General features: G+C 38.2%; 18 protein-coding genes, 1 other RNA gene and 1 pseudogene. 11 read left to right on the top strand and 9 right to left on the bottom strand.

Annotated features, from left to right (window positions below; all coding sequences use genetic code 11):
- Positions 1–491 precede the first annotated feature (491 nt).
- Positions 492–2,003 (top strand): Fic family protein, encoded by a 1,512-nt coding sequence (locus ACMCNP_RS06835; RefSeq protein ID WP_419315591.1) that lies wholly within the window; start codon positions 492–494, stop codon positions 2,001–2,003.
- A 41-nt stretch (positions 2,004–2,044) separates the two neighbouring features.
- Here the strand turns inward: ACMCNP_RS06835 and ACMCNP_RS06830 are convergent, their stop codons facing one another.
- Both ACMCNP_RS06830 and ACMCNP_RS06825 read right to left on the bottom strand, forming a co-directional pair.
- Positions 2,045–2,971 (bottom strand): AAA family ATPase, encoded by a 927-nt coding sequence (locus ACMCNP_RS06830; protein WP_419315588.1) that lies wholly within the window; start codon positions 2,969–2,971, stop codon positions 2,045–2,047.
- Positions 2,972–3,809: 838 nt separating this feature from the next.
- Complete coding sequence (locus ACMCNP_RS06825; RefSeq protein WP_419315586.1) at positions 3,810–4,268, bottom strand: hypothetical protein; 459 nt, start codon at positions 4,266–4,268, stop codon at positions 3,810–3,812.
- A 1,117-nt stretch (positions 4,269–5,385) separates the two neighbouring features.
- Here ACMCNP_RS06825 and cmr1 point away from each other — a divergent pair.
- Genes cmr1 through cmr6 form a run of 7 tightly spaced genes read left to right on the top strand, consistent with a single transcriptional unit; the run spans position 5,386 to position 12,791 of the window.
- Complete coding sequence (cmr1, locus tag ACMCNP_RS06820) at positions 5,386–6,273, top strand: type III-B CRISPR module RAMP protein Cmr1 (RefSeq protein ID WP_419315583.1); 888 nt, start codon at positions 5,386–5,388, stop codon at positions 6,271–6,273.
- A complete protein-coding gene (gene cas10, locus ACMCNP_RS06815) occupies positions 6,266–8,083 on the top strand; it encodes a type III-B CRISPR-associated protein Cas10/Cmr2 (protein ID WP_419315581.1) in 1,818 nt (605 codons plus the stop codon). Before cmr1 ends, cas10 begins: the two co-directional genes overlap by 8 nt.
- Complete coding sequence (gene cmr3, locus ACMCNP_RS06810; protein WP_419315579.1) at positions 8,055–9,155, top strand: type III-B CRISPR module-associated protein Cmr3; 1,101 nt, start codon at positions 8,055–8,057, stop codon at positions 9,153–9,155. The genes cas10 and cmr3 overlap by 29 nt, the downstream gene beginning before the upstream one ends.
- A 15-nt stretch (positions 9,156–9,170) precedes the next feature.
- Positions 9,171–10,394, top strand: a complete 1,224-nt coding sequence (locus ACMCNP_RS06805) for a hypothetical protein (protein ID WP_419315577.1) — start codon at positions 9,171–9,173, stop codon at positions 10,392–10,394.
- Between the two features lie 24 nt (positions 10,395–10,418).
- Positions 10,419–11,390 (top strand): type III-B CRISPR module RAMP protein Cmr4, encoded by a 972-nt coding sequence (gene cmr4, locus ACMCNP_RS06800; protein WP_419315574.1) that lies wholly within the window; start codon positions 10,419–10,421, stop codon positions 11,388–11,390.
- On the top strand, positions 11,383–11,808 hold the full coding sequence (gene cmr5 / locus ACMCNP_RS06795; protein ID WP_419315571.1) for a type III-B CRISPR module-associated protein Cmr5: 426 nt from the start codon (positions 11,383–11,385) through the stop codon (positions 11,806–11,808). Before cmr4 ends, cmr5 begins: the two co-directional genes overlap by 8 nt.
- Positions 11,808–12,791 carry a type III-B CRISPR module RAMP protein Cmr6 gene (gene cmr6, locus ACMCNP_RS06790; RefSeq protein ID WP_419315568.1) on the top strand — a complete coding sequence of 328 codons (984 nt, stop codon included), beginning with the start codon at positions 11,808–11,810 and terminating at the stop codon, positions 12,789–12,791. The genes cmr5 and cmr6 overlap by 1 nt, the downstream gene beginning before the upstream one ends.
- Here the strand turns inward: cmr6 and ACMCNP_RS06785 are convergent.
- From ACMCNP_RS06785 to ACMCNP_RS06760, 6 genes and pseudogenes are all read right to left on the bottom strand, one after another.
- A pseudogene (locus ACMCNP_RS06785) lies at positions 12,729–12,880 on the bottom strand (DNA damage-inducible protein D); the annotation flags it as partial. The gene cmr6 and the pseudogene ACMCNP_RS06785 sit on opposite strands and share 63 nt — an antisense overlap.
- A 37-nt stretch (positions 12,881–12,917) precedes the next feature.
- A complete protein-coding gene (locus tag ACMCNP_RS06780) occupies positions 12,918–13,631 on the bottom strand; it encodes an MjaI family restriction endonuclease (protein ID WP_419315565.1) in 714 nt (237 codons plus the stop codon).
- The gene (locus ACMCNP_RS06775; protein WP_419315561.1) at positions 13,631–14,884 is read right to left on the bottom strand and encodes a DNA methyltransferase; all 1,254 of its coding nucleotides are present in this window, start codon (positions 14,882–14,884) and stop codon (positions 13,631–13,633) included. The genes ACMCNP_RS06780 and ACMCNP_RS06775 overlap by 1 nt, the downstream gene beginning before the upstream one ends.
- A 320-nt stretch (positions 14,885–15,204) precedes the next feature.
- Positions 15,205–15,348 carry a CRISPR-associated endonuclease Cas2 gene (cas2, locus tag ACMCNP_RS06770; RefSeq protein ID WP_419315559.1) on the bottom strand — a complete coding sequence of 48 codons (144 nt, stop codon included), beginning with the start codon at positions 15,346–15,348 and terminating at the stop codon, positions 15,205–15,207.
- Between the two features lie 141 nt (positions 15,349–15,489).
- Positions 15,490–15,774 (bottom strand): hypothetical protein, encoded by a 285-nt coding sequence (locus ACMCNP_RS06765; protein WP_419315556.1) that lies wholly within the window; start codon positions 15,772–15,774, stop codon positions 15,490–15,492.
- 94 nt (positions 15,775–15,868) lie between these two features.
- A complete protein-coding gene (locus tag ACMCNP_RS06760) occupies positions 15,869–16,102 on the bottom strand; it encodes a hypothetical protein (protein ID WP_419315921.1) in 234 nt (77 codons plus the stop codon).
- A 1,296-nt stretch (positions 16,103–17,398) separates the two neighbouring features.
- Between ACMCNP_RS06760 and ACMCNP_RS06755 the strand changes: the two genes are divergently transcribed.
- The 3 genes from ACMCNP_RS06755 (at position 17,399) to ACMCNP_RS06745 (ending at position 24,611) form a co-directional block, all read left to right on the top strand.
- A complete protein-coding gene (locus ACMCNP_RS06755) occupies positions 17,399–20,629 on the top strand; it encodes a helicase-related protein (RefSeq protein WP_419315554.1) in 3,231 nt (1,076 codons plus the stop codon).
- Between the two features lie 2 nt (positions 20,630–20,631).
- A complete protein-coding gene (locus ACMCNP_RS06750; RefSeq protein ID WP_419315552.1) occupies positions 20,632–20,859 on the top strand; it encodes a hypothetical protein in 228 nt (75 codons plus the stop codon).
- A 197-nt stretch (positions 20,860–21,056) separates the two neighbouring features.
- On the top strand, positions 21,057–24,611 hold the full coding sequence (locus ACMCNP_RS06745) for an Eco57I restriction-modification methylase domain-containing protein (protein WP_419315549.1): 3,555 nt from the start codon (positions 21,057–21,059) through the stop codon (positions 24,609–24,611).
- Positions 24,612–25,005: 394 nt separating this feature from the next.
- On the opposite strand, the gene ssrA is transcribed toward ACMCNP_RS06745, so the two are convergent.
- Positions 25,006–25,363: a transfer-messenger RNA gene (gene ssrA, locus ACMCNP_RS06740) on the bottom strand.
- Position 25,364 lies beyond the last annotated feature (1 nt).

Here is a 25,364-nt window from a genome sequence, read left to right as displayed (position 1 = left end):
CAGCAGGCGGAGGAACTTGTTCGGAAGGCTCACACTCTGGGGAATCGAGATGCGTGAGCATGGTTTGTAAAAGGCTCATGATTTACATCCGGAAGTTCGGGTTTATTTTTCTTCCCATTACTTACCGGAGCCAGGCCATGGGTGTCGGATGATAGAAAGTGTAGAAAGGTATAAATATTACTCACGCATAGCCCGTTTTTTTCACTATGGCCTTCAACTGGAAAAAAGAAAAAATGAACAGTAAGGGGGAGTAACCTCTGAAACCTTTCTACATCGGCGGTCTTTGTAATAACTTTTGCAACAAAATACCTATTTCTAATCCTTTTTACAGCATGATAACTGTTTTTACAGGCAACTCCGCGATTGTAAGTTTCATGTCAAGCTGATTAATTGTTTTTGCTTAGATATAGCTGAATATAATAGTTTTTGTTGACAAACCCAGCTTTTGTAACTATATTTACAGTGAGATAATAATTTTGTGAGGTTTGCCCATGGAAATAAACGTTTTTGATTTTCGACCAGCAGGTTATACATACTTGCTGGAAAAGTTTGCGCTTGCAGGTATGCCTAATTGGCACAGGTCATCGGTTTCCACCACAGGCACTCATTTTTCAAAGATTCAGAATGGCTTTGTTGATGAGGTTTTCAGAACTCAATACTGGCCCGGAGAAAAAGTAGGCGACCATCTTGAGTTTGCGCTGAAATATGACGGGGTCAACCTGGGCTTGCTGGCTCAAATCTTCAAGCACATTTCTCAGGAAGAGCTCACCGAGTACATCAAATCCAAGCCAACCGGAAAGTACGCTCGAAGAATCTGGTTTTTCTATGAGTTCCTGACAGGCAAACAGCTTTCCATCGATAACATTTCTTCCGGTAACTATGTCGATGCACTGGATGTAAAAGAATATTATACTGTCCAGAACGGGGATAAATCCCCGCGCCACCGTATCGTCAACAACCTTCTTGGTCCCCAAAACTTCTGTCCGGTCATCAGGCGAACAGAAAAACTTTCCAGACTGGATTCTGCCAATCTGCGAAAAAGATGCGAGGATATTGTTACCGCGTATCCCTCGGAGTTGCTTCGCCGGGCGCTTAGCTACCTCTATAACAAAGAGACAAAGTCGTCCTTTGAAATTGAGCATATAAAGCCCAATGCTTCCAGAACGGAGAAGTTCATTACCTCTTTGGAACTTGCCGAAAAAGAGGACTTCTGTGAGAAGGAAAGGTTAATAGAGCTTCAGAACCGGATTGTCGACCCACGATTCAAAGACAGTGATTATCGGGAAAACCAGAATTACGTCGGCCAAACAGTTGCCTATCAGAAAGAGATTATACATTTTATCTGTCCAAAGCCTGATGACCTGCCAGGCCTGATGGCGGGTCTTATCGAATCCCATAAGCGGATGAAAGAGGAAAATGTTTCACCGGTCATCCATGCAGCGGCGATTGCTTACGGCTTTGTATTCCTGCACCCCTTTGAAGATGGAAACGGACGAATTCATCGGTTTTTGATACACAACATCCTTTCGCTGCAGGAAATGGTTCCGCGTGGGCTTATGTTCCCGGTTTCAGCAGTCATGCTCAAAAATCCAGCAGATTACGATGCATCGTTGGAGGCTTTTTCACGCCCTTTACTGAGGCTCATCGATTATCAGCTTGATGAAATGGGGCAAATGACCGTCGAGAATGATACCGCGTACTGGTATCAGTATATGGACATGACAGCTCAGGCTGAGGCTTTGTACGAGTTTGTAACCAAAACCATCGAAGAAGAACTTGTGAAAGAGCTCAGCTTTCTTGCCAACTATGACAATACCAAAAAGGCGATACAGGATATCATCGACATGCCTGACCGACTGATTGATTTGTTCATCCAGCTGTGCCTGCAGAACAACGGAAGCCTTTCAGCCAGAAAAAGAGCTTCTCATTTTGATTTCCTTACCGACGAAGAACTCGCGGCTATGGAGCAAGCTGTTAAAGACGGTTATCACAAGGCAGAATGATCTAGCTTAAGCTTAACTGATTAGATTGGAATTGGGAGGCATCAGCCATCCTCCCTGCGGTTTATCAAAGTATTATTCATAAGAATCTTTGGAACGCCGCCTAATCGTCCCTGAAGATAACTTTTACGGATATCCTTATCATAACGAACATCCTTATATTCGCTGAATGACATGAATTCGGAACTGCCCTTGCGGTTTCTTTCCGCAACCCACATTTCATCACGCCTGAACAGACCTTGATCCATTAGAAGAACATCATGCGTCGTAATTAACAATTGAGCCCGGCTTTTGGTGCTGCAATTAGCCAAATAGTCCGTAAGCAATTGCTTAGTCAACATGGTGTGGAGGCTGCGATCCACTTCATCGATGACATACACTTTTTTTGAGCCGGCAGATGAAACGTCAAGAAAGGCCGGCAATAGATCTATAATCCTTTGCGAGCCATCGGATTCTTGGCGTATGTCAAATTTTACCTCTGTCCCATCGGACATATGGTGAAATGTGACCAGCTTCTTGGTAATCAGATCGCCGTCTTTTCTTGTAATAATAAACCGCTCGTTTGTTGGTGAGGAAAGGAAGTGAACGGTCATGCCTTCCTTTATATCCTCCTGAAGCTTGTTTTTAACGACATCCGGAAGAAGAATATTGTCAAATGGAATTTCCTGTCCGCCTAAATGAGTAATTCCGGTGTCAAGCTGAGGTAACATCTCATTCATGATGCTGTACAGAGGGTGTCCTTTATCAAAAAAACGTTCAAAAGGCTCGAATCTTGAGTCAGGAGCAATCAGTTCCAGATTATCCTTGAACCAATTATATACCGGTCTGAATTTATCGATTTTCTGAGATACCGAATTGGTCAGAAACGTTTTACCTGAACCGCATTTGCCGGCTATCAACACAAGCTGGTAATAGAGTTCTCTCGCTACTTTGAGCAAGCGCGTCACTTTATGTTCAACTAGCTCTGCCATAATTTGCTCCTAACCGTAACTCAACTACCTGTCCGGTCTTTCGTATGCAATATTGTCCGCCGCTCCTCCAACCTCAACCCATACATCCGTCTGATTCCTTTTAAGCTTTCATACTACTCGAAAGTGACAATACCATCCTCTTTAAACTATAGAAACAGCCAAGGAAAGCTATAAATACAGGCCTCTCATTAAGCTATTTCATCATATACTAAAGGAAAGTCTTAAGTCAAATACTATAAGCTGAAATTGCTTTATTTAGACAGGGTTACAGTAGTCGAAGGTAGTCAGTTGTTCGTGATGTCCAAGGCCAAACTGACAGAATCCGGTACACAGAGCTGACCGCAACCGTACTCTCTGATATATGGTAACGTCCATCCCATAAAGATCTATTATCAGTTGGTTATGAAATAAGGAGCGTAATATCTAAAATCTTTCTATACTGGCGACTCTTGTAACTAATTTACCAGCTTGAAGCATAATTATAATCATTTTACAAGGATGCCTTGTGGAAATAGATGTTTTAAAATCTCGTCTTGCCGGATATATCTATCTGCTTGAAAACTTCGGGCTAACAGGGATGCCCCACTGGCGTACTTCATTTGTGTCGTCTTCCGGAGTTCGTAAATCTAAAGTTCAAAACGGTACAACCCGCGATATCTATCCGATTAAGTACTGGCCCGGAAAAAAAAGTAGGCGACCATCTTGAGTTTGCGCTGAAATATGACGGCGTCGACCTATGATTGTTGGCTCGCATCTTTGAGCATGTCGCTAAAGAAGAACTCACCGAATACATCCAATACAAGCCAACAAGAAAGTATGCTCTAAGAATATGGTTTTTCTATGAGTTCCTGACCGGCAAGCATCTTCCCATGAATGACATCACTTCGGCAACTATGTTGATGCACCAGATACAAGGGAATATTACACCGCCACCAGCGGGGGAAAATCCCGGCGGCATCGTATATTCAACAACATCCTCGGTCCCCAATCCTTCTGCCCGATTATCAGAAGAACAGAGAAATTCTCCAAATTGGATTCCACTGATCTGCGTAAAAGATGTAAGGATATTGTTACCGCGTACCCACCGGAACTTCTTCGCCGGGCACTGAGCTACCTCTATAACAAAGAGACAAAGTCTTCCTTTGAAATTGAGCACATAAAGCCCATTGCATCCTTGGAACTTGCCGAAAAAGAGGACTTCTGTGAGAAGGAACGGCTGATAGAGCTTCAAAACCGAATTGTAGATCCGCGGTTCAAGAACGGCAATTATTACAACAGCCAGAATTATGCGGGGCAAACAGCCTCATACCGAAATGAGATTATACATTTCATCTGTCCAAAACCTGATGACATTCCCTGTCTGATGTCGGGTCGACTGAATCCCGCAAACGGATGAAAAAGGGAAACGTTTCACCGATCATTCATGTAGCAGCAATTGCTTACGGTCAAGAACCACGTTTACAAAAAACAGCGGGGAAGCTTTTTTTAGGTATATTTCTGCGAATTGATTTTGATTCAGCGGACATTGATCCTTGAATTTCATGCTTGCAAACCACGTACATTATTTCCTTGCAAATAAAGTTATAATGTTATATAGATAAGAAATTGTATTTTAGTATTCATGTTTATTATATGCGTCTTTTTTGTAGACTATGCGGACTATATTAATACTAATAATTATTACTTAAATAATTAAAATATATTTTAACAGCGCCCAGTCATGCTATGAATAAAATAGACGAGTTCAAAGTTACAAAACTAAAGGTAAACTTTACCCCTCTGACTAAGGTGAGTCTCCCACCGTTCAAGGGTACTGCCATAAGAGGCTCTTTTGATAAGACCATTAGGCAAATAGTCTGCGGGACGAACAAGCGTAAGTGCGATTCCTGTTCCAAAAACTCGAACTGCTCATATTATACAATTTTCACTGCCGCGCCTAATCCGAAATCTAAAATGATGAAACTATATGAAAGACCGCGCGCTCCTTATGCAATACGGCCGCGTTCTGACACTCTAAATGAGCTGACTTGCGATAATTTACTTGAATTTGGGCATGATGCTGACCGGTATTGCTCTTGAAAGCGCTAATGGTGGCAAGCCCCGGAGTTTACTACGCGGTGTGAAGATGGCAAAGTAGCTGAGCATAAGGTTCCTCACGCCGTTGTAGATCATTAAAAATGGTGAACCTGCAGAGACGCTTGGGTTTCATGTTTTAATTGAGAACCCGCTTCAGCGGTACTTTTTGCTGAGTAATATTCATATGGGGTTCGACCCGCAAAGAGAGTAAGGATATCAGATGACAGTCTGACTCCCAATACACTTAGTGCCTTATATTAGGTAGCGTCATTAATATCGGAGAAAGCACCGGCGCTAGGATGGAATGTACGGAATGTTCATGAAAGTGGGGTGAAGGAATGATATTTAATTGTAAAACTATAACACCGATGTTCATGTCCGGTGCGGATGGTAAAACACATAAGCCAAGACCGCCGTCAATCAAGGGGGTCATGCGCTTTTGGTGGCGAGCGGTGCAGGCGGAAGGGGAATTATGTGAGCTTAAGAAAAATGAGGCCGCTATCTTTGGTAGCAGTGATACGGGGCGGAGTAAGGTGGCGATAAGGGCTGTAGCAACATTAAGCCATCAAAACATTAAAGTGCTTACTCATAGAGATGACGAAATATATGGTAAAACAGACAGTAAAGGAAAGATTAAGAAGAGTGTTAATGATGAAGGATTTCACATTGGGCAAAAATTAGAAATCCGGTTGAATTTAACAAATGAAGTTAAACTAACTAACGGGATTAACTTTGACGATAAAATGCTTGGGTGGTTGTTCAAGTTGACTATTTTATTGGGCGGGTTAGGGGGGAGAAGTAGAAGGGGTTATGGTAGCATTATGATTGTTGAACAAGCATTTATCAGTATTAATAAAGTTATTGTTAATATTGATAAATTATTAAACAATCTAAAACCTGGATATTATAAAAATGAACGCAGTGCAATAAAAATAACCAAAGAGCCTGAGCAAAAAGAATACCCTTATATCGAAAAAGTTGAAATCGGAGCGCAGTATAATTCCTATGATGAGTTATTAAAACAAATAAAAAAAGCAAGCTCAGATTATAATGATGATGCGCTTGGATACGCCCGTAATGAAAAACGGCTCGCGTCTCCAATATATGTGTCGGTAGTTGAAATAAGCAATAAATATCATCCGGTAGTTACAACATTGCATAATAATGCGAATAATAAAAACGTTGCGTCATTTAAAAAATGTATTTTGGAGAGAAAATGTGAATAAATTACTATTTATATTTACCATATCCCCCGTGCAATCATTCATAGCGCAGGCAAGAAAGACGGCCGATTTGTACGGTGGGAGCAAGCTACTGTCAGAGCTGGTTAAGAAAGTAATAAACGAGTTATTCGAGAATGAAGCTGTTGGTAATGAACTGATATTCCCTTCAAAAGACGCTCCTGACAAACCGAATAAATTTATCGGGGTAATTACTAATAAGCCAAAAGAGATCGAAAATAAAATTGAAAAACTAATTAAAGATAAACTAAATTTTTATTTTTCTGAAGCTTTAAAAAATTATAGGAATACTTCTGATGGCATTAGTGATGAAAAAAAACAAAAGTGCATAAATCAATTGGAGAGTTTATTTAAAATCTCATGGGCAGCATTACCGTATGATCATAATGATCCTATCAATTATCCAAAACAATTTAAGAAAATAGAATCACTATTAGGCGCAGTTAAGAGCGTTCGAGTTTTCGAGCAGTATCCGGAGACTGACGCTAAGTGCAGTCTCTGCGGTGAGCGGGATATTGTATTTGGGCGTGGCAATGGAGCATTGAAAAAACAAACGGCGGAGTTTAAAGTTCCTGATAGCCGCAAAAGGATTGAAGAAAATGAATTTTTGTGCGCTGTATGTTTTACAAAGAGGTTTTATAATGAAAGTAATAAAAGCTTTCCATCTACGGCTAAAATAGCACTAGAATATACATTACAAAAGCTTGATGGATGTAAAATTAATGCATACAAGAATCTTTTTAATAGTAATTTTGATGAGCAACTGTTTTATTATGAAAATTTAACAGAAAAATACTTTAAAAAACATGGTTTGAACAATCTTTCTGACATTAGGAAAGAAAATCTTAATATTCGCGAATTAGCAAGGAATGAAAATTTAAAATTCAACAAATATTATGCTCTTATCATGCTCGATATCGATGATATGGGGAAGTGCCTTTCAGGAAAGTGGCTAAAAAATGACGCTGGTTTACTGGATTTTCATAAATACTTAGCCGGATGCCTTAACAAGTTTGCCACAGAAGTACAAAAAATATTTGAAAACGAATCTATAGGAAAGCTCATCTACGCTGGTGGTGATGATGTAATGGCTTTTGTCAATATCAACGAGCTGTTTTGCGTGATCAAGGAATTGCGAAAAGAGTTTGAAAAAGAGTTTGAAAAAACTATAACCGAAAAAAAAATTACCTTTTCTGCCGGTATCGTTATCGCTCATTATAAATCACCGTTGTCAGATGTGATAAGTTGGGCGCGCAAGATGGAGAAAGAAGCAAAGGATGTTGCCTCAAAAAACACCTTCGGGCTCGGGCTTATGACGCATTCTGGTAACTTGTTCAAAACAGTCGGGAAGTGGCAAAACTTTGATTTGATAGAAAAACTAGTGAGTTTGTCGGAAGATTTCAGTGATAAATATGTTTTCGCTTTCAAGCAGGAGATGACCCCGCTATTTGATGGAAGCAAGTGGTCATACGATGAATTGAATGACGCTGAGGATATGGCTTTGACAGAGCTTGAGAGGCTTATTGTACGCGCAAAGCAAAATCTAAAAAAAGAAGACGCCATAAAAAAACTTGAAGAATACAATTTGCATAAAGAGCTATCACATTTTTTCTATTTCAATTTGCATGAACCGCACGTTAATAAATATTATTTTGACATTGACAACTTTTCTTCTCTTCTTGAGGCGGCCAGATTTTTTTCAAAGAATATATGTAAAAAGAAATTACTTGAAATTTACAAAAACAAAAAAACAGGAAGTGAAGCAGATGACAGTACTGAAACTGAAACCTCTTGATACATTATTCTTCGGCGACGGCAAACCTTTCCGCATGGGGGTGGATACAGTCGCGAATGGAATATTCCCTCCTCTGCCGTCCACTATTTTCGGAGCAATCAGATCCTGTTATATATTTCAACAGGAAAACGGGCTTGAAAGTTTTCTTAAGGGTGATATGGAAACTAAAATAGGTAGAGCAGTAGAGGACGATTACTCCGGCAGTTTTAAAATAAGATCGTTAGCATTAAATCGCTCATACTGCCGATATTACCCCATGCCGCTGGATATAGGTATTTCCTCAACCGATAAGAGTCACGGTAGAATGCTTGCTCCGCTTGAGGCTGTAGATAATGCTGAATATTCCCTTACCAAAAATGCGAGCAGTATAAAACACTTAATCGGCACTGAAGATAATGACTTGAAAAAAGCAGATGCAGGCGATTACTTCATGTCAGAAACAATGCTTGAATACTATTTTCATGGAATACATAAAATTTATGATTTACGAAATGTTAATTTTTTTGTCGCTTTAGAGCCGAAGGTTGGAATCGCCAGGGAACACGACCACACTGCAAAAGAGGGGGCTTTATATCGAGCAAACATGAACAGGTTCAAAGAGGATACTTCGATAAGCGTCGAGCTTGACGGAATAAGCAATTTTGAGGAGCTGACTAAAATAATAAAAGTAGGATCGGAGGGGAAAGGCGCTATCGTTGAAGGAAGTGATGACGGCTTATGGGATAATGATAAGTTTAACTTATCTCAAATTGAAGATCTAATTACTGCCCGCAAATTGTTCAAAGTTATTTTTTTAACCCCCGCTATTTTTGATAGCGGCTGGCTGCCGACATTTAAAGGTGTTAAGATAAAACCTGTTGCCGCTTCTATTGGTAAACCTGTTTTGGCAGGTGGCTGGGACATGAATAAGAGGTGGCATAAGCCGATGTACAAAGCAATTCCGGCGGGATCTGTATTTTATTATGAATTAGGAGACGTATCTGTAGATGATTTAGCTAATATACACCTCAAAAACCATGGCAAAAGAAGCCATGAAGGTTTCGGATTTGCTTTTGTAGCAGCATGCAATTAAATTAATGGAGAAAATATGAGCAACGAAAATAGTTTGCCAACAATACAAGTAATCTGCTCAACACTAAACCAGATGGTGAATTACATTACCATTAAAAAGTTTAACGCAGAAGAAGTGTACAATGTAACGTTTGGGGAAACAGGGAACAAAAAAAAATGGATCAGTGAAAATGAGCATTGGGATAACAATCTTAAAAGCATTGTGGGTAAAGATAAAATAAAGGATATAATCATTAATAATGATAACTTAGAGTCAATTAATAATATGACAAAAGAAATACAAGATAAGCTAAAAGATATAAGCGGTCCAATACTATGGAACATAACCGGGGGTCAAAGGCACTTATTGTTAGCGATAAACAAAATCTTCTGCGAAAGAGAAGGTGATTACTTATGCTACATTGAGGGCAACTCAAATAGAATATTTGTTTTTAAAAGTGAAAAAGATAAGCCATCCCAAAAGGTGAGAGATGAGTTTAGCGCTGACCTAAAAGAAATAACTGTTGATTTAGCGTTACGACTTATGGGGTTTGAAGAACATTCAAATAATTTTGATTATAAAGTAAACTTTTCAAATGGAGATGGTGAGGTCAAAGCAAATAAATATAGCAAGAAATTAACGCCTCTTAATGAATTAATTCCTTCATTTGAACGTCTGGTCAATAATGATGATTTTAGAAAAAAGTGTTTAGCAGCGAATAAAAAGGGTTCTGAAAACTTTGATAATTTTAAGGACAATAATAATATTAATGATTATTTATTAAATGAACTAAAAGATGAGAAAACAGGCGCTTTCGGAAAGCCATTTGAATTTATGGTGGCGGCAAAAATAAAAGAGATTATCATTGACAAAAAATTACCTGTAAATGAAATGATAGTCTCACATAAAATAAGCTTTTCTGATAAAGAGATGGGGGGGGCAAATAATCGTCAAATCGATGAATTGGATATAGTTTTGGCCACATCTTCGGGTAAATTGATAATATTTGAGCTGAAAACCGGCTCTATGTCCAGTGATGTCGCCAAGAGCACAAAGTACTCAACTTACGCTGTCAGTGGCATTTATGGATTGCCGATACTGATAGTACCGCTAAAGGAAAATGAAATCAAAGAAATTGTAGGCAATGAAGATACGACTAAAGTTTTAAGAAGCACCATTAGTGCTGCAAAAAGGGCGACATTAAAAGTCTGGGGAATTGATAAGCTTGAAGAGTATTTAACAGATAAACTTAAAATATAAAATGAACAATAAAGGAGATACAAAATGTTTAAAACAGCTAAACCGTTTTTTTTGATAGCGCTCTCACCACTGCACGCCGGTAGCGGTAGTGAGCTTGGTGTAATCGACCAGCCTATCCAGCGCGAGCGGCACACAGGCTTTCCGAAAATAGAGGGTTCAAGCCTAAAAGGAGCAATAAGGGAAGTGTTCAATGAGTATCTGGATAAAACGGCCAAATCATTTGCAGATGATCGCGTTAAGAATCTCGCAACTAATTTAAAAGACATAAAGGAGCTTTCTTATGAAGATTTTAGCGAGGCTATCGATACCCTCTTTGGTCCTGATGAAAACAACGACCGCGCTGCATCACTCGCGATCACTGATGCGCGCCTGCTTTTATTCCCGGTAAAGTCGATGAAAGGGGTGTTTGCGTGGATCACATGCCGCGCAGTGTTGAAACGGTTCAGGGAGGATTTTAAAATATGTGAAAATTGCAAAATTGACTGGTTAAAGGGCTTACCAGCGGAAAATACTGTTGCAAACTTAGAATATTTGACCATAGAAGAAAGCATTATCCTTGAAGAGTATTTATTCAATGTTAAATGTAGTGAATATACAAAAACAATTGCTGCAAAACTTGAATCGTTAGGCATTTATGATATAAACAATCGCCTCGTCATCCTCACTGACGACGACTTCTCTGACATTGTCAACCTCTCGACTGAGGTGATTACCAGGAATAAGATAAACAATGAAACCGGTACGGCGCAGCCCGGCGCTCTCTTCACAGAAGAGTACCTCCCCACCGAGACCGTCATGTATTCTCTCGCGATGGCGAGTACGGCGTATCATAAAAAAGATCATGAATCAAAAGTATTTAAAAAAAATAAACAAGAGGAAGCGATCCTCGAATTCTTTACCACATTCCTGCCTACTGTTATCCAGGTCGGGGGCAACGCAACAATCGGTAAGGGGCTGGTAAAAACCGTATCATGGAAGGAGGTGAATAATGCCTGAAACAATAATTGGTAACATGGAACAAAAGCGTGCCAGTTTCGCTTATAAGTGTGCGAAAATGGCAACGCAAGAAAATATTATGCCTAAGTATTCTGCTTATGTAAAGAAGCTTCCGATGATGATAAAAACAAATGGACTCGGAGCGGCTTTAACGTTTGTCTTCGCCAAGAAAAATAATAAGAATAAAATAGATTCGCCGGAGAAACAAGCTTATAGAAAATTATATGAAGATATACAAAAATGGCTGACAGAAGAATCTCCTCTAATAAAAATTAAACTGAAGAAAGAAGAAGAACTGATTGACTCTATAGTTAAACAAGAATCACAAAAATACCGCATGCTAACCATCGAAACTTTAGCCTTTTTAAACTGGCTAAAACGTTTTTCTGAGGGAATGGTAAAGGAAGAGGGAGAATAATGACTAAAGATCAAAAAGAAGAAGATTTTTTAGATGATATAACCTTCAATAATACAAAGCTACCAATCGACACGAGAAAAAAGCTTAAGATAACTGATATAGATAATTTTGCTTTAAAACTCAATAAAGCCGCAAGGTTTGATAAAGGTAAATTTAAGCTTTATCAAAAAAAAAATAAAAATATTCCCGATATAAAATTAACGCCAGCCTTTAACGAAAAATCACTCAACGATATCGAAAACAACCATGCAAATATAGTAAAGTCTCTTAAGCTTAGTGGTTATAAGATTGAATGTCTAGAATTTACTCCAGATTGGCGCATGGTTATCGGTCTTGGCAACGAATCGGTATACGAGACGTCCATGACACTGCATCACATCTACGGCATTCCATACATTCCCGGCAGCGCGTTAAAGGGGGTAACGAGGAACTGGAGTATAACAAAGCATTTCTCGTTATCACCAAAGGAAATAGAAGAATGCAAAACCCCGGAAAATATTGGTAAACTACAAGAAAAGAAAGCTTTAGAGAATGAGGACTTTTGTACGATATTCGGTTGCACTAAAGATAGTTTCTTCAAAGAGGAGCGTAAGGGTGCCGTCATATTTTTTGATGCCTTCCCGGTGAACCTGCGTAACGATAAAATTAAACTTGACATCATGAACCCTCACTATCCAGAATATTACAGTGGTAAGGAAAAATGGCCAACCGACGATCAGAACCCAATACCAATATTTTTCCTCACGCTTGAAAATGTAAAGTTTGACATCTATATCGGCGTTAAAATAAAAGACGATAGAGAGATAGAGCCGGGAGGCAAGAAAGGGAATATTTTAGAAGTTACTAAAGAATGTGTTAAAAATGCTTTATTTGAACATGGTATCGGGGCAAAAACAGCGGTCGGGTATGGAGTAAGCAAAATTGAAGAAAATAACCCTTTCGGACTCTCTGAGGCGCTTACAGGCATCCATTCGGGCAATTAGTTGCAAACGATCAAAAGCTCCTGCTTACGGGTTTGCAGGGCAAAGGTAATTGGCTCTTTTTGTGGATCGCCGTTTTGAGCGATTAGATATCAGGCGTAGCGGGATGGCGTCAGATGCAGCCACTTGTTATGCGTTCTTCAATCTCTCAATTTCAGTTTTTATTTCTTCAATAATTTCTTTGTTTTTAATGACCTTTCTATCATCAATTCGAGTTGAGAAAATTACAAAAACTTTTCCGCCAAATTTTTCTTCAAACTCTTGAAAACTTACACTCATTCTTTCTGTGATTTTATAATTCCCAAAATTTGTATTTGCAGTAATTGGTTTTATTTGAATACCAAAGGCTTTGTCTCCAACTTTGCCGAGATAATCAATATCACCGGCGTGGTCTAATTCAGGGTCGCTCTCTTCAAATTCAATTTCAGGAAATATTTTTGCAAGTCCATCATTAATAACAGATTTCTCAAGTAAAAATCCATCATAAGTGCGAACAATCGTAACTTCATAGATATAATCCTTACAGTTTTGCAGTGTTAAGTCTTCAAATGCTGCTGTCCATTCCGGAATTACGACTTCAGTTATTTTCGCATATAATCTTTCTCCAAGTTCGTCTAATGTTTCTTTCGTTATTTTAACTCTATCTTTTTTCCTGATATAAGCTTTTTCAAAGTAGAATTCTTCCCATTCTTTAAGTGCTTTCGGTTGACATTCACGGATTAAAGCCATAACGGCGTCAACTTTGTTAGGCCTTGTAAGCTGGTAAGTGTTGCTTGTATAATTTAATACTTTTTCCTTTTTTCCAAAAAGTTTTGCATATTTGTTAAATTCTTTCTTTGCCATTATACCGTTTTCTTGTTTAAATACTTAATAAATGTTTCTTTATTCCTGTAATTAAATATAGTGTCAACATCTGTAAGACCGTTTTTTATCAAGTGTGCGTTGAGAAAAGTTTTATTTTTCAAATATAAATAAACCATTAAATGATTATTCTCATCATATTTTGTTTCATCATATTTTAGAAAAACTTTTTGTCCTTTTGTTTTGAGTTGTAAAAACGCCACAGCTTTCTCATTAACTTCCTTTTTTTCTTTAACTCCAATAAGTCGGACAACTAAATCGTTATTTAATTTGATTAATTCAGGGCTAATTATTTCTTTTATTGAATAATATTCTTCTCTTTTTGTTGAGCCGTTTTGGTCTATTTTCGATCCGAATTGAAGCTTTTTGGGGTCGGTCTTTTTGTCGAATTTATGAAAGTCTTTGAAAATATATGGTGATTTTTCAATCTCTTTTTCAAAATTAGTATTTATTTTTTCTTGTTTTATAACACTATAATCAGAATTAAAAATAATGTCTTGATTTATATTTAATTTATGCTTTATATGGGGTATAAAGTCAGAATTTATCTCATAACCAACAGAATTTCTATTCAGATTTTTTGCAGCAAGAGAAGTTGTTCCGCTGCCAAGAAACGGGTCAAGAACTGTATCTCCGACAAAAGAAAACATTTTAATAAGTCTTTTTGGCAATTCTTCGGGAAACATTGCTATATGTCCGTCTTGTTTTGTTCCACCAAAATTCCAATGACCTGTAAAATATTCTTTCCATTCTTCTTTGGTCATTTTTGATTGTTCTTTTAACTCTCTGTTTGGTTTTATTGGGGTTCCGAGTTTTTTGAACAATAGAATAAACTCATAATCAATAGATAAAATTCCATTTCTTGGCATTGGATAACTTCCCATTAATGAAGCTCCACCGGTAGTATTTGATGTTGTCTTTTTTTGCCAAATTATAGCTCCCATATAATCAAATCCGACAGCTTCACAAAATTTAATAATTTCTGTTCGAATAGGTATTACTTTATATCTTCCGTAATATACAGCTCGTGCAAATTGGTCTCCGATATTAACACACAATCGACAACCGTTATTTAAAACCCTGTAACTTTCTTTCCATGCAAGATTTAAGTTATTAATATATTCTTCGTAACTGTCATTATAGCCGATCTGATTTTCAGTTCCGTAATCCTTTAGTTGCCAATATGGCGGCGAGGTGATAATTAGATCAATAGATTTATCTTCAAGTTCAGTCATTTGCCGACTGTCACCATTAATAATTGTATGTCTCATCTTAATTCCTTATGCTTTATCTACGCATAACATTAGTTATTAAACTGAATACCATGATACCGGAATAATTCATTAAATCAAAAACATATTTATTTCAACAAAGCACATTTTTACAAAAAAAGGGAACAATTCTTTGATAGGAACGCTTCACGGCCTTCACTCATCACAATACTTTATTCATCAAGTCTGTGTTTCTGACAGTACCCCTTTTTTGACCAATAATATTAACGGGTTATAACCTGTTTTTCTGTAACCCGGAATTACTGACACTTTTAAGACCTCCCCTATGCACGTTTTATCAGAAGCTTATCATTTATTACGTATTCAAAGACACTATACTGCACTCTTGTGCCAAAATCAATGAGAGTTTTTGCTATCTTGTTTCTCTTCCTGTCATTAGATGTATCATAAGATATTATACAAAACATAATTATCTATCTGAGTTCAGTTGCGTAGATTTGCATCTGAATATTTTCTTATTGTTGTATTTTGCCCCGATTCATTATGTCTGAATTCACGGTTCATATGTTTTTCATATTCAGCGAAATGCTTTTTCATTACTTCTCTTTTCAGATATATACTTGCGTTCCCGGGATTGCAGTAGAAATCTTCCTTAGCATCCTGTCGTTTACGAGATGAAGTACCAACCTATCTATTGCCGGTCTGAATTTCTCTATATATGGAACTACCTCATCCGTTTGTATTTTCTCTGTAGGCAGATTCGAGTGCTCATCTCTTGCAAGTATTCCGAAATCTCTGTGGTGAAATTTTGTGTTTTTATGTTCTATCTCTGATGGTTTAAAAATAGTTTTTCCACCTATGGCTCCATAGTCAGCGATAAGCTTTAAGGTCATTTTCAGCAATATCTCTTCTTCGGGATCAAACTTCTTTTGTTCAAGAAAATGGAGAGTGAAGGGAGTGCCTCGTGAGGATAAAAATTGTATTGGCTTATTTGTATTTGGTTCCTTTAATTACAGGATAAATTTTTCCGCTCCAGCCGGTGCATCCAAACATATAACAGGCAGGACAGATTTTTGCCTTAGCAATGGTATTAACTTTAATTTCCCCTTGTTTAATTTTATCTTTTTCGTCTTGTGTTATTTTAAACTGACATCCGTCATTTACGGGATCACACGCATAACAATCAAGCCCGCGGATCAACACTTCATACCACCACTGTATTAAACCCTTGTCCGGTTAAATGTAAAATCCTATTGTCTCTCTCTACCCCACCTGTCCAAATCGGCGTCAAGGTCTTCAATCTAAACTCATCCATCATCTATCCTCCTTCTTCTGCATGCCCTAATCGGGTCTATGGATATCGGCTAAGATTACCGTCTAATGTTCTTGCCGGTTAATTCATTCATCCATAACACCGCACCTGATATAAAAAACAGCTTCTAAGCTGTTCATATCAGAAAATATACTGCTTGTCAAGAAAAATAGAAGAAACGATATTTCCGAAATATTTCTACACTATCTTATATACTTCCCGAGCCTGAAACCCGTTCCCTTTCCGGCTCTGATTAAATCCATAAACGGTTCCAATGCGCCCTCAAATGTTATCTCTCCGACAAAAGCTTCCTATCTTCATCCCGGTATTCTGTCTTGCAGAGTATCTTTCCCGCTCATACCACTTCAGGCTTTAGACTGAGACTTTTACTCCTTTAGCCTTTTTAATTATTTCGTTGAAATCCCATTCTGAAGGGTATCTGCTGCAATGAAAATAATGTAAAAACGAGAGTCTCCGCAGGAGATTTCTGGTCAGGATATGGAATTCAAGCTCAAGGGTGAGGTGTTCGTTATATATAATTCGTGTGGGAGTCAAAAAGTTTAGGGTTATCGGTTGCCTTATCCGATGAATCAGGTCCAAGAGACAGAATGACGGCTTTGATGTTCCGAAGGGTTTTGATTCCGGAATCATAGATAGTTTTACCGTTACAGTTGGCATCCCCTACCTAAGCCTTGCCTTGCCGAGGATAAGGTTGAAGATCATCTCGTCACCAGGTCAGTAATCCCTTCGTTGCCCAAGCAGAGGCTCGATAACAAAAAGGTGCGGGGCTGTCTTGTATTTCAAGCAGATAGCTATTGATAAATAGCCTATTTATGTCATTCATAGTATATTAGCTGTATTGGTTGGCATAACCAATAAAATTATTCGATATTCTTAAATATACCGACACAACACCCGTTTACTTTGGCATTATCAATATATCATCATACAAACATGATATACTTGACTTTTATAACATTCGGTAGCAATATAAGTGATACTAAACAACAAAATGATAGATATAAAACAGAAAAACCTGAAGCGTCTAAAAAATATTATTGTCTTTGCATAAAGAAGAAACAATAAGAAGTAAGAATAGATCAACGGTATGCCTCTATGTCACAAACATGCGCCGGGTTTGTTTGACATAGCCACATGTTTTACTATTCTTGTTCATATGATAGCTGTGAAATAATGGAGTGCAGATGAACACCGACTTATCATTTATCACAAACGAGAGGGGTCAAGATCTGAAAGATCGCTTCAGAGTCCTTATCAAAGATTCGGCACTTTTCGATTGCCTCACGGGATACTTTTACTCGAGCGGGTTTTATGCAATCTATAAATCTTTGGAAACTACAGAAAAAATTAGAATTCTTATCGGTATCAGCACAAACAGTCAGACTTTTGATATGATGAAAGATGCCTATGAACCCTCCCGGCAAATATTTGATTTATCTCATGCAGAAACCAAACAGCAAGTTGAAAATCTTGTACAAAAAGAGATGGAAGTATCAGAGGATAATAGAGATGTTGAGCAAGGTGTTCATAAATTTATCGAATGGATCGGAGGCGGCAAGCTGGAGATCAGGGCTTATCCGTCACAAAATGTTCACGCCAAACTTTACATCATGACTTTCAGAGAAGGCGACAGGGATATCGGCCGTGTTATCACCGGCTCCAGCAATTTCACGCGATCGGGGCTAATTGATAATCTTGAATTCAATGTGGAACTGAAAAATAGAAGTGATTATGATTTTGCAAAAAACAAATTTGAGGAATTATGGAATAACGCTGTAGATGTCAGCGAAAAATATGTTCAGACTATTCAGGACAAAACCTGGTTGACTCAAAATATCACTCCTTATCAGCTATACCTGAAGTTTCTCTACGAATATTTCAAAGATGAGCTGGGTCATACCGGTGAGGTATTTATTAAAAATTTTCCGCAGGAGTTCAAAGAGCTCGAATATCAGAAGCAGGCAGTTTTAAACGCTAAAAAGATACTTCTGGAATATGGCGGTGTATTCATATCGGATGTTGTTGGATTGGGAAAAACCTATATCTCGGCCATGCTGGCTGGTCAACTGGACGGCAGAATACTTGTTATCGCCCCGCCGGTGCTTTTGGAAAAATCTAATCCAGGTTCCTGGCCCAATGTATTTTCAGATTTCAATGTTCCGGCATATTGTGAATCACTCGGCAAACTGGACAAACTGCTGCATAAAGGAACAGATAAATATACAAATATTATTATAGACGAGGCTCATCGCTTCAGAACGGAAACAACTGCAAGCTATGAGAAACTGGCGGAAATTTGCCGCGGCAAACGAGTTATCCTTGTGACGGCAACTCCATATAATAACACACCAAAGGATATTTTAAGCCTGCTTAAGCTATTTCAGAAAACCAAAAAAAGTACCATCCCTAATCTGCCCGATCTGGAATCTTTTTTTAACGGACTTGATAAAAGGCTTAAAAATCTTGATAGAAAAAATGACTATACGGAATATATAGATATTGTAAAAGCAAACGCAAGAGAAATACGCGAAAAGGTGTTAAAATATTTAATGGTTCGCCGCACCAGAAGAGAGATTGAAAAATATTTCAGCAAGGACATAAAAGAACAGAGACTAAAATTTCCAGAGGTAAAAAAACCTGAGCCGCTGTTTTACGAGCTCAATGATAACGAAGACGATATATTCACAAAAACAATCAATCTTATTGTCTTGCAGTTCAAATATGCGCGCTATATGCCTATGTTGTATTATACAGGCAAGATTACTCAACCTGAAGAATTAGCACAAAAAAATATGGGGCGATTTATGAAAATACTACTGATTAAACGCCTGGAAAGCAGTTTTTTTGCCTTTAGAAATTCAGTGAACAGATTTTTGCATTCCTATGAAATGTTCATAAAAGAGCTTGATAGCGGCAATGTTTATGTCAGCAAAAAACACACTGGTAAAATATTTGAATTTCTTGACAATGATGATGATGCAGCGATTCAACGATTGGTAGATGAAGGCAAAGCTGAAAGATATGAGAGCAAAGATTTTAAAAAAGAACTCAAAAATGACTTGGAATACGATCGCGCTACTTTGGTAGAAATCAAAGAATTGTGGCAAAATGTAAACCGAGATCCGAAACTCATAAAGTTTATACATGAACTGTCAAAAAACAGGATTTTACAGAAGAATCATCTTATTATTTTTACCGAATCGAAGGAGACTGCTAATTATCTTTTCGAAAAAATAAATGAAGAATATCCAGACAAGGTTCTTTTGTTTACAGGGGGTTCAGGCGAGTCCGTACGTGATAAAGTGACTGAAAACTTTGACGCCAGGGCCCGTCACAGGAAAAATGATTACCGCATACTTATTTCCACTGAAGTTCTCTCTGAGGGTGTCAACCTGCATCGCGCCAATGTAGTGATCAATTATGATATTCCGTGGAATCCGACCAAAATGATGCAGAGAGTAGGCCGCATCAACAGAGTTGATACGGCGTTTGATGTTATTCATACCTTTAATTTTTTCCCTACCAAACAATCCAACGATCAGATCAAGCTGAAAGAAGCTGCTGAGGCTAAAATCAATGCCTTTCTGACTCTTCTTGGAGGAGATGCAGAGCTTTTAACCGAAGGCGAGCCAATCGGCTCTCACGAGCTGTTTGATCGGTTGATTTCAAAGAAAACGCTGGAAGGTGATGATGAAACCGAGGATAGCGAACTGAAATATCTACATGTTATCAGGGATATCCGCGAAAAGGATGCCAGTCTCTTTGAAAAAATAAAACACCTGCCCAAGAAAGCTCGTACAGGCAAAGTAGTTCAGGCTTCCAGCTTGAATACTACGGAAGCGCTCATCACCTACTTTCGCCGCGGGAAACTGCAGAAATTTTTCATGGCGCAGGCAAAGAAAACAGCAGAAGAACTCGATTTTATGACAGCGGCAAAACTACTTGAAAGCGGCCCGGATGAAAAAATAGAAAGGCTGCCAAGCGGGATATATGACCTTTTGGACAGCAACAAGGTTGCCTTTAGTACTGCTATGACCGAAGAAATAGCTGAACCTCAAAAGAGAAGAGGACACGACAGCTCCGCAAATATCCTGCGCATTATAAAGGCAACCTTCAAAAACACGCAGAAACTTACCGAAGATCAGGAACTTTACATCAAGAAAGTATCGACTCAGCTTGAGGAAGGCGGTTTGCCCAAACAGACGACAAAAAATACGTTAAAAGCGCTGACTACGCTTAGGGGTGAGCTGATAAATCCTTTCAAAGTGCTGGCAGTCTTACAGTCCAATATCCCCGAACGGCTGCTGCAAAGCCACTATGCAGAGAAGAACCCAATAATATTTGGTAAGCGTGAGGTGATCCTCTCGTTATACCTGTCTGTGTGCACTGCACAAACAGGTCTGACTGGAAAATAATTATGACAAATAAAGAATCTCAGACTGTTGAATATAAACAAATATGGCATAATGAACATTTAGCAGTTAAATACATCAAAGAAGATAAGATTATAACCTTATCTTCTTATAAGACGTTAATTAAAAACATTTCTGAAAAAACTTTATACAGAGACCTCCAAGATTTAATAAATAAAAATATTTTGAAAGAAATTGGTGAAAAGAGAGGCCGGAAATATGAGTTGGTTTAACGGACATTTATCGGATATAACGGACATGTTTCAGACATTTATCGGACATAGTCATTAATATGAAATGGCCGTAAATTGCCTAATTGACCGTTAAAGACCAATAATTGCACATATGATACAGTATTGAATATTATTTTGCATGGTAACACCATTAAAAACGTCAAAAAAGGGCTTGTAACAGTTCTGAGGGATAAAACATGAATAAACAACAGGCAAAAAAAATTATCAAGGATACATTTGAACGCTCTTTTGATAGAGAGAGATTTATCAATTTTATGAGAAACCTTTTAAATAGCATTGATGAATCCAAGGTTTTTCACGTTCATGGTTACGTAAAAGAGGCATTTAAAGCCGTTATTAAAACATATGAACGCATTGGAACTTTCAGCTCACCCGAAGGGGAAAAGATTGATATAATAATCGCATATCTTCAAAAGGGCTATTCGCTTGATCATGCTCGCACCACGCAAAGAAATTTTGCTGGCAGATATCTTGTTGATAGAGGCAAAAAAGATGCCGGTCTGTTTGCGTTTGTTGCCCCGGATGAAGATGATTGGCGGTTTTCACTAGTCAAGATGGATTACAAATTTGAAAACACCAAAACCGGCCAAATGAAGGTGAAAGAAGAATTTACCCCTGCCCGACGCTGGTCGTTTCTCGTGGGTGCCAATGAGAAAAGCCACACCGCCCAAAGCCGTCTGGTCAATATCCTTGCAAATGATGAACAAACCCCAACCCTAAAGGAGATTGAAGAAGCCTTTGATATTGAAACGGTTACCAAAGAATTTTTCTCCAAGTACCGTGATCTTTTTCTTCGCACCAAGGAAGAGTTGGACAGGGTTGTTAAAAATGATCCGAAAATCAAAGCTGACTTCTATGCCAAGGGTGTTGATACGGTCAACTTCGCAAAAAAGCTACTCGGGCAGATTATTTTTCTTTATTTTCTGCAGAAAAAGGGCTGGTTCGGTGTAGGGCGTAATAATAACTGGGGCACCGGCTCAAAACAATTTTTGCGGGAGCTGTTTAACAAAAAACATGGCGGTTATAACAATTTCTTCGATGACATTTTAGAACCGCTCTTCTATGAGGCATTACGCCGAGATCGTAGTGATGACGACGGTTATTACAGCCAGTTTGACTGCAAAATCCCCTTTCTGAACGGCGGACTTTTTGATCCTATCGGCAATTACGACTGGGTGAATACCAATATTACGATTCCCAACGAGCTTTTTTCCAATACAATGAATACCAAAGAAGACGATACCGGCGACGGTATCCTCGATATTTTCGACCGCTATAACTTTACCGTAAAAGAAGATGAACCCATGGAACAGGAAGTGGCCATCGATCCGGAACTGCTTGGGAAAGCCTACGAGAAATTCAATGCCATCCGCCCTGATAATTATGATGAATTCAAAAAAGCATTAAAAAGCGGCAAAAAAAGCGAGGAGAACAAATTCAACAAAACATTTGGCGTCTATTACACTCCCCGCGAAATTGTCCATTACATGTGCCGGCAGAGTTTGATCAACTATTTACATACCGAAGTCATTGCGAGCAAAGCGAAGCAATCTCTAATTCCTTCAAAAGAAGATATTGAAACCCTGATTTACACCGGCGAACATGTCAGTGAAAACGAAGTAACAGCACTGATAAAAGGACAAAATATAAAAGAAGGGAAGCAAAAAACATCTGATTATAAATTAAAACTGCCCGAAAGCATACGCAGCAACGCCGCACTGATTGACCGGAAACTGGCTGACATCACCGTCTGTGACCCGGCTGTGGGTTCCGGTGCTTTTCCGGTAGGGATGATGAGCGAGATTGTCAAGGCAAGAAATGTGCTGTCAATTTTTATTAATGACAGCAACAGAACAGCTTATGAATTCAAGCGCCGCTCTATTGAACACTCCCTTTATGGTGTGGATATTGACCCCGGCGCGGTGGAGATTGCCAAACTGCGATTGTGGCTGTCACTGATAGTAGATGAGGATAATATTAAGAATATCAAACCACTGCCGAACCTGGATTACCGGATTATGCAGGGTAACAGTTTAATCTCGGGAATTGACTTAAATGCCGCAAGCGAGTTGTTTAAAGATGAGGCAGGTAAAGCAATAGAGCGTCTTCAACAGAAGCAGGATGACTTTTTAAGTGAATCTAATACAGTGAAAAAATTAGAGCTAAAAGAAGAAATTGATAATTTGCAGATAAATATATTGACGATTGAATTAAAAAACAAAAAATTGAATTATTTTAAAAAGATTAAGGTTATAGAAGAGAAGTATTCAATATTGCCCAGAAAAGAGCAAAGAGATAAATTAATCAAACAGGATAAGGAAAAACTCTATAAAATATTGAGATTTGATCCTGAATATGAGGCAAAACAATCAGAAGAATGTACTAGTGGAAAAAAGATAAAACATTTTTTTATGTGGCAGCTCAATTTTTCTGAAATATTTTATGCGAAAACCGATTCCAAGCATAGTCAAATGTATGGGTTTGATGTGGTAATTGCTAATCCGCCATATATTCAGTTGCAAAAAATGGCTGACAACACCCGTCATTATGCAGATTTATATGATAACAAAGGGTATGAGACCTTTGAACGTACCGGTGATATTTACGCTTTGTTTTATGAAAAAGGGATGAAACTACTGAAAGATAAAGGTTTACTTTGTTATATCACTTCAAATAAATGGATGCGGACAAAATATGGAATATCGTTGCGCAGATTCTTTAGTAAAAAAAATCCTCTCAAGCTCATTGATTTAGGTCCCGATGTATTTGATACGGCAACGGTTGACACGGCTATTCTATTAGTGAAAAACAGCAAACCAAATAAAATAAAATTGCAAGCCCTGACATTAACCGGTAAAGAACCCATTGAACAATTAACCGATAAATCTTTTACCATTTTGACCGACCTGTCCGAAGGCAGTTGGATTATCCTTTCGCCCGAAGAACAGAAACTTAAACAAAAAATTGAACGCATAGGGAAACCTTTGAAAGAGTGGGATGTTGAAATATATTATGGTGTGAAAACCGGTCTAAACGAAGCCTTTATTGTAGATACACCTACAAAAGAGCGGCTGTGCAAAGAAGACTCTAAGAGTGCGGAGATATTAAAACCTATTCTGCGAGGCAGGGATATTAAGAGGTATAGTTGCGAGTGGGCAGGGTTGTGGCTGCTTGCTACAGGGTTAGATATTGATATTCCCAAATTATATCCTGCTGTTTTTAAACATCTTTTACAATTTGAAGATAGAGCAAAAAAAAGGGGCGATCAGGGACTAAATTGGTGGAATTTGCGTGCATGCGCCTATTACGAAGAATTTGAGAAGGATAAAGTGATGTATCAGGAGATAGTAAGAAAACCGCAATTTTATTATGATGAGAATAAATATTATCCAGCCAATACAACTTTTATTTTAACAGGCAAAAATACAAAATATTTAATTTCTTTATTGAATTCTAATCCTATTGCATATTTTTTTAAGACATTTTATGCTGGTGGAGAACTTGGAAAAAATGGAGTTAGATATCTGAAAGCATTTTTAATCAAACTTCCCATCCCCAAAACCCTCGCATCCCAGCAAAAACCTTTTGAGGAATTATTAAATAAAATCATAGCCGGGAAAGAAAAAGGAGCAGATACATCCCCTGAAGAACGAGAAATAGATCAACTTGTCTACAAACTCTACGACCTGACCCCGGACGAAATAGCAATTATAGAGAGTGAAAAGAAGTGAACTTACAAAAGGGATTGATATGTTTTTATCGGTAAGTTTTTTGTATTGGATATTCTTGAACCTTCATATTATCTCCATATCACATACCTACTTTCACAATATACAAACCAATTTATACTTTGTCAAATATTTTTTATCATATAATAACTTTTTCATTATCTGTGTTCTGACATCGGTAATTGAATCTGCGGTTCTATCAGGCACAAACAAACCGGTTCAACTCATTGACATAATAAGGATTGCCCAACCAAACGAGATTCTGACTTCAACCGTATAAAACAGAGGATGAAAGGCTGGAGAATAGTGTAAATGAGTCTATCGTCAATGTAAAAGCAGGAACAAACCCGTCACCCAAGAGTTTTTCTCTGTAGGGACGGAGCCGGTCTTTTTTGATTGGTGGAGGCGGCGGGAGTCGAACCCGCGTCCGAAGATTTAAAATCAGAGCATCTACATGTTTAGTTTATTCTTTAAAGATATGGCTTCAAAAAGCAAAGAACAAACAAGACCTTTTTTTAGCCATCCTCTAAGAGTTCGGCGTAAAAGTAAAGGAGACCTTTACGCTATAACCTGCAAATTGTCATCTTCGAAATCTTACAGGTAGAAATTTCAAAGACGTTAGCCGATTAAGCGGCTAATGCGTAATCGTAATTGTCTGCGATTATATGTGTGCTTCGAATGATTAACGAGCCTACAAAGCGTCCTCGACATGCAACTTATGACCCTAATATCACCGTCGAAACCGTTACGCCCCCT

This window comes from Candidatus Acidulodesulfobacterium sp. H_13 (assembly GCF_048541835.1).
Classification (GTDB): Bacteria; SZUA-79; SZUA-79; order Acidulodesulfobacterales; family Acidulodesulfobacteraceae; genus QIJE01.
Note: the sequence above shows the minus strand (reverse complement) of the source record. Positions and strands in the feature narration are given on the sequence as shown.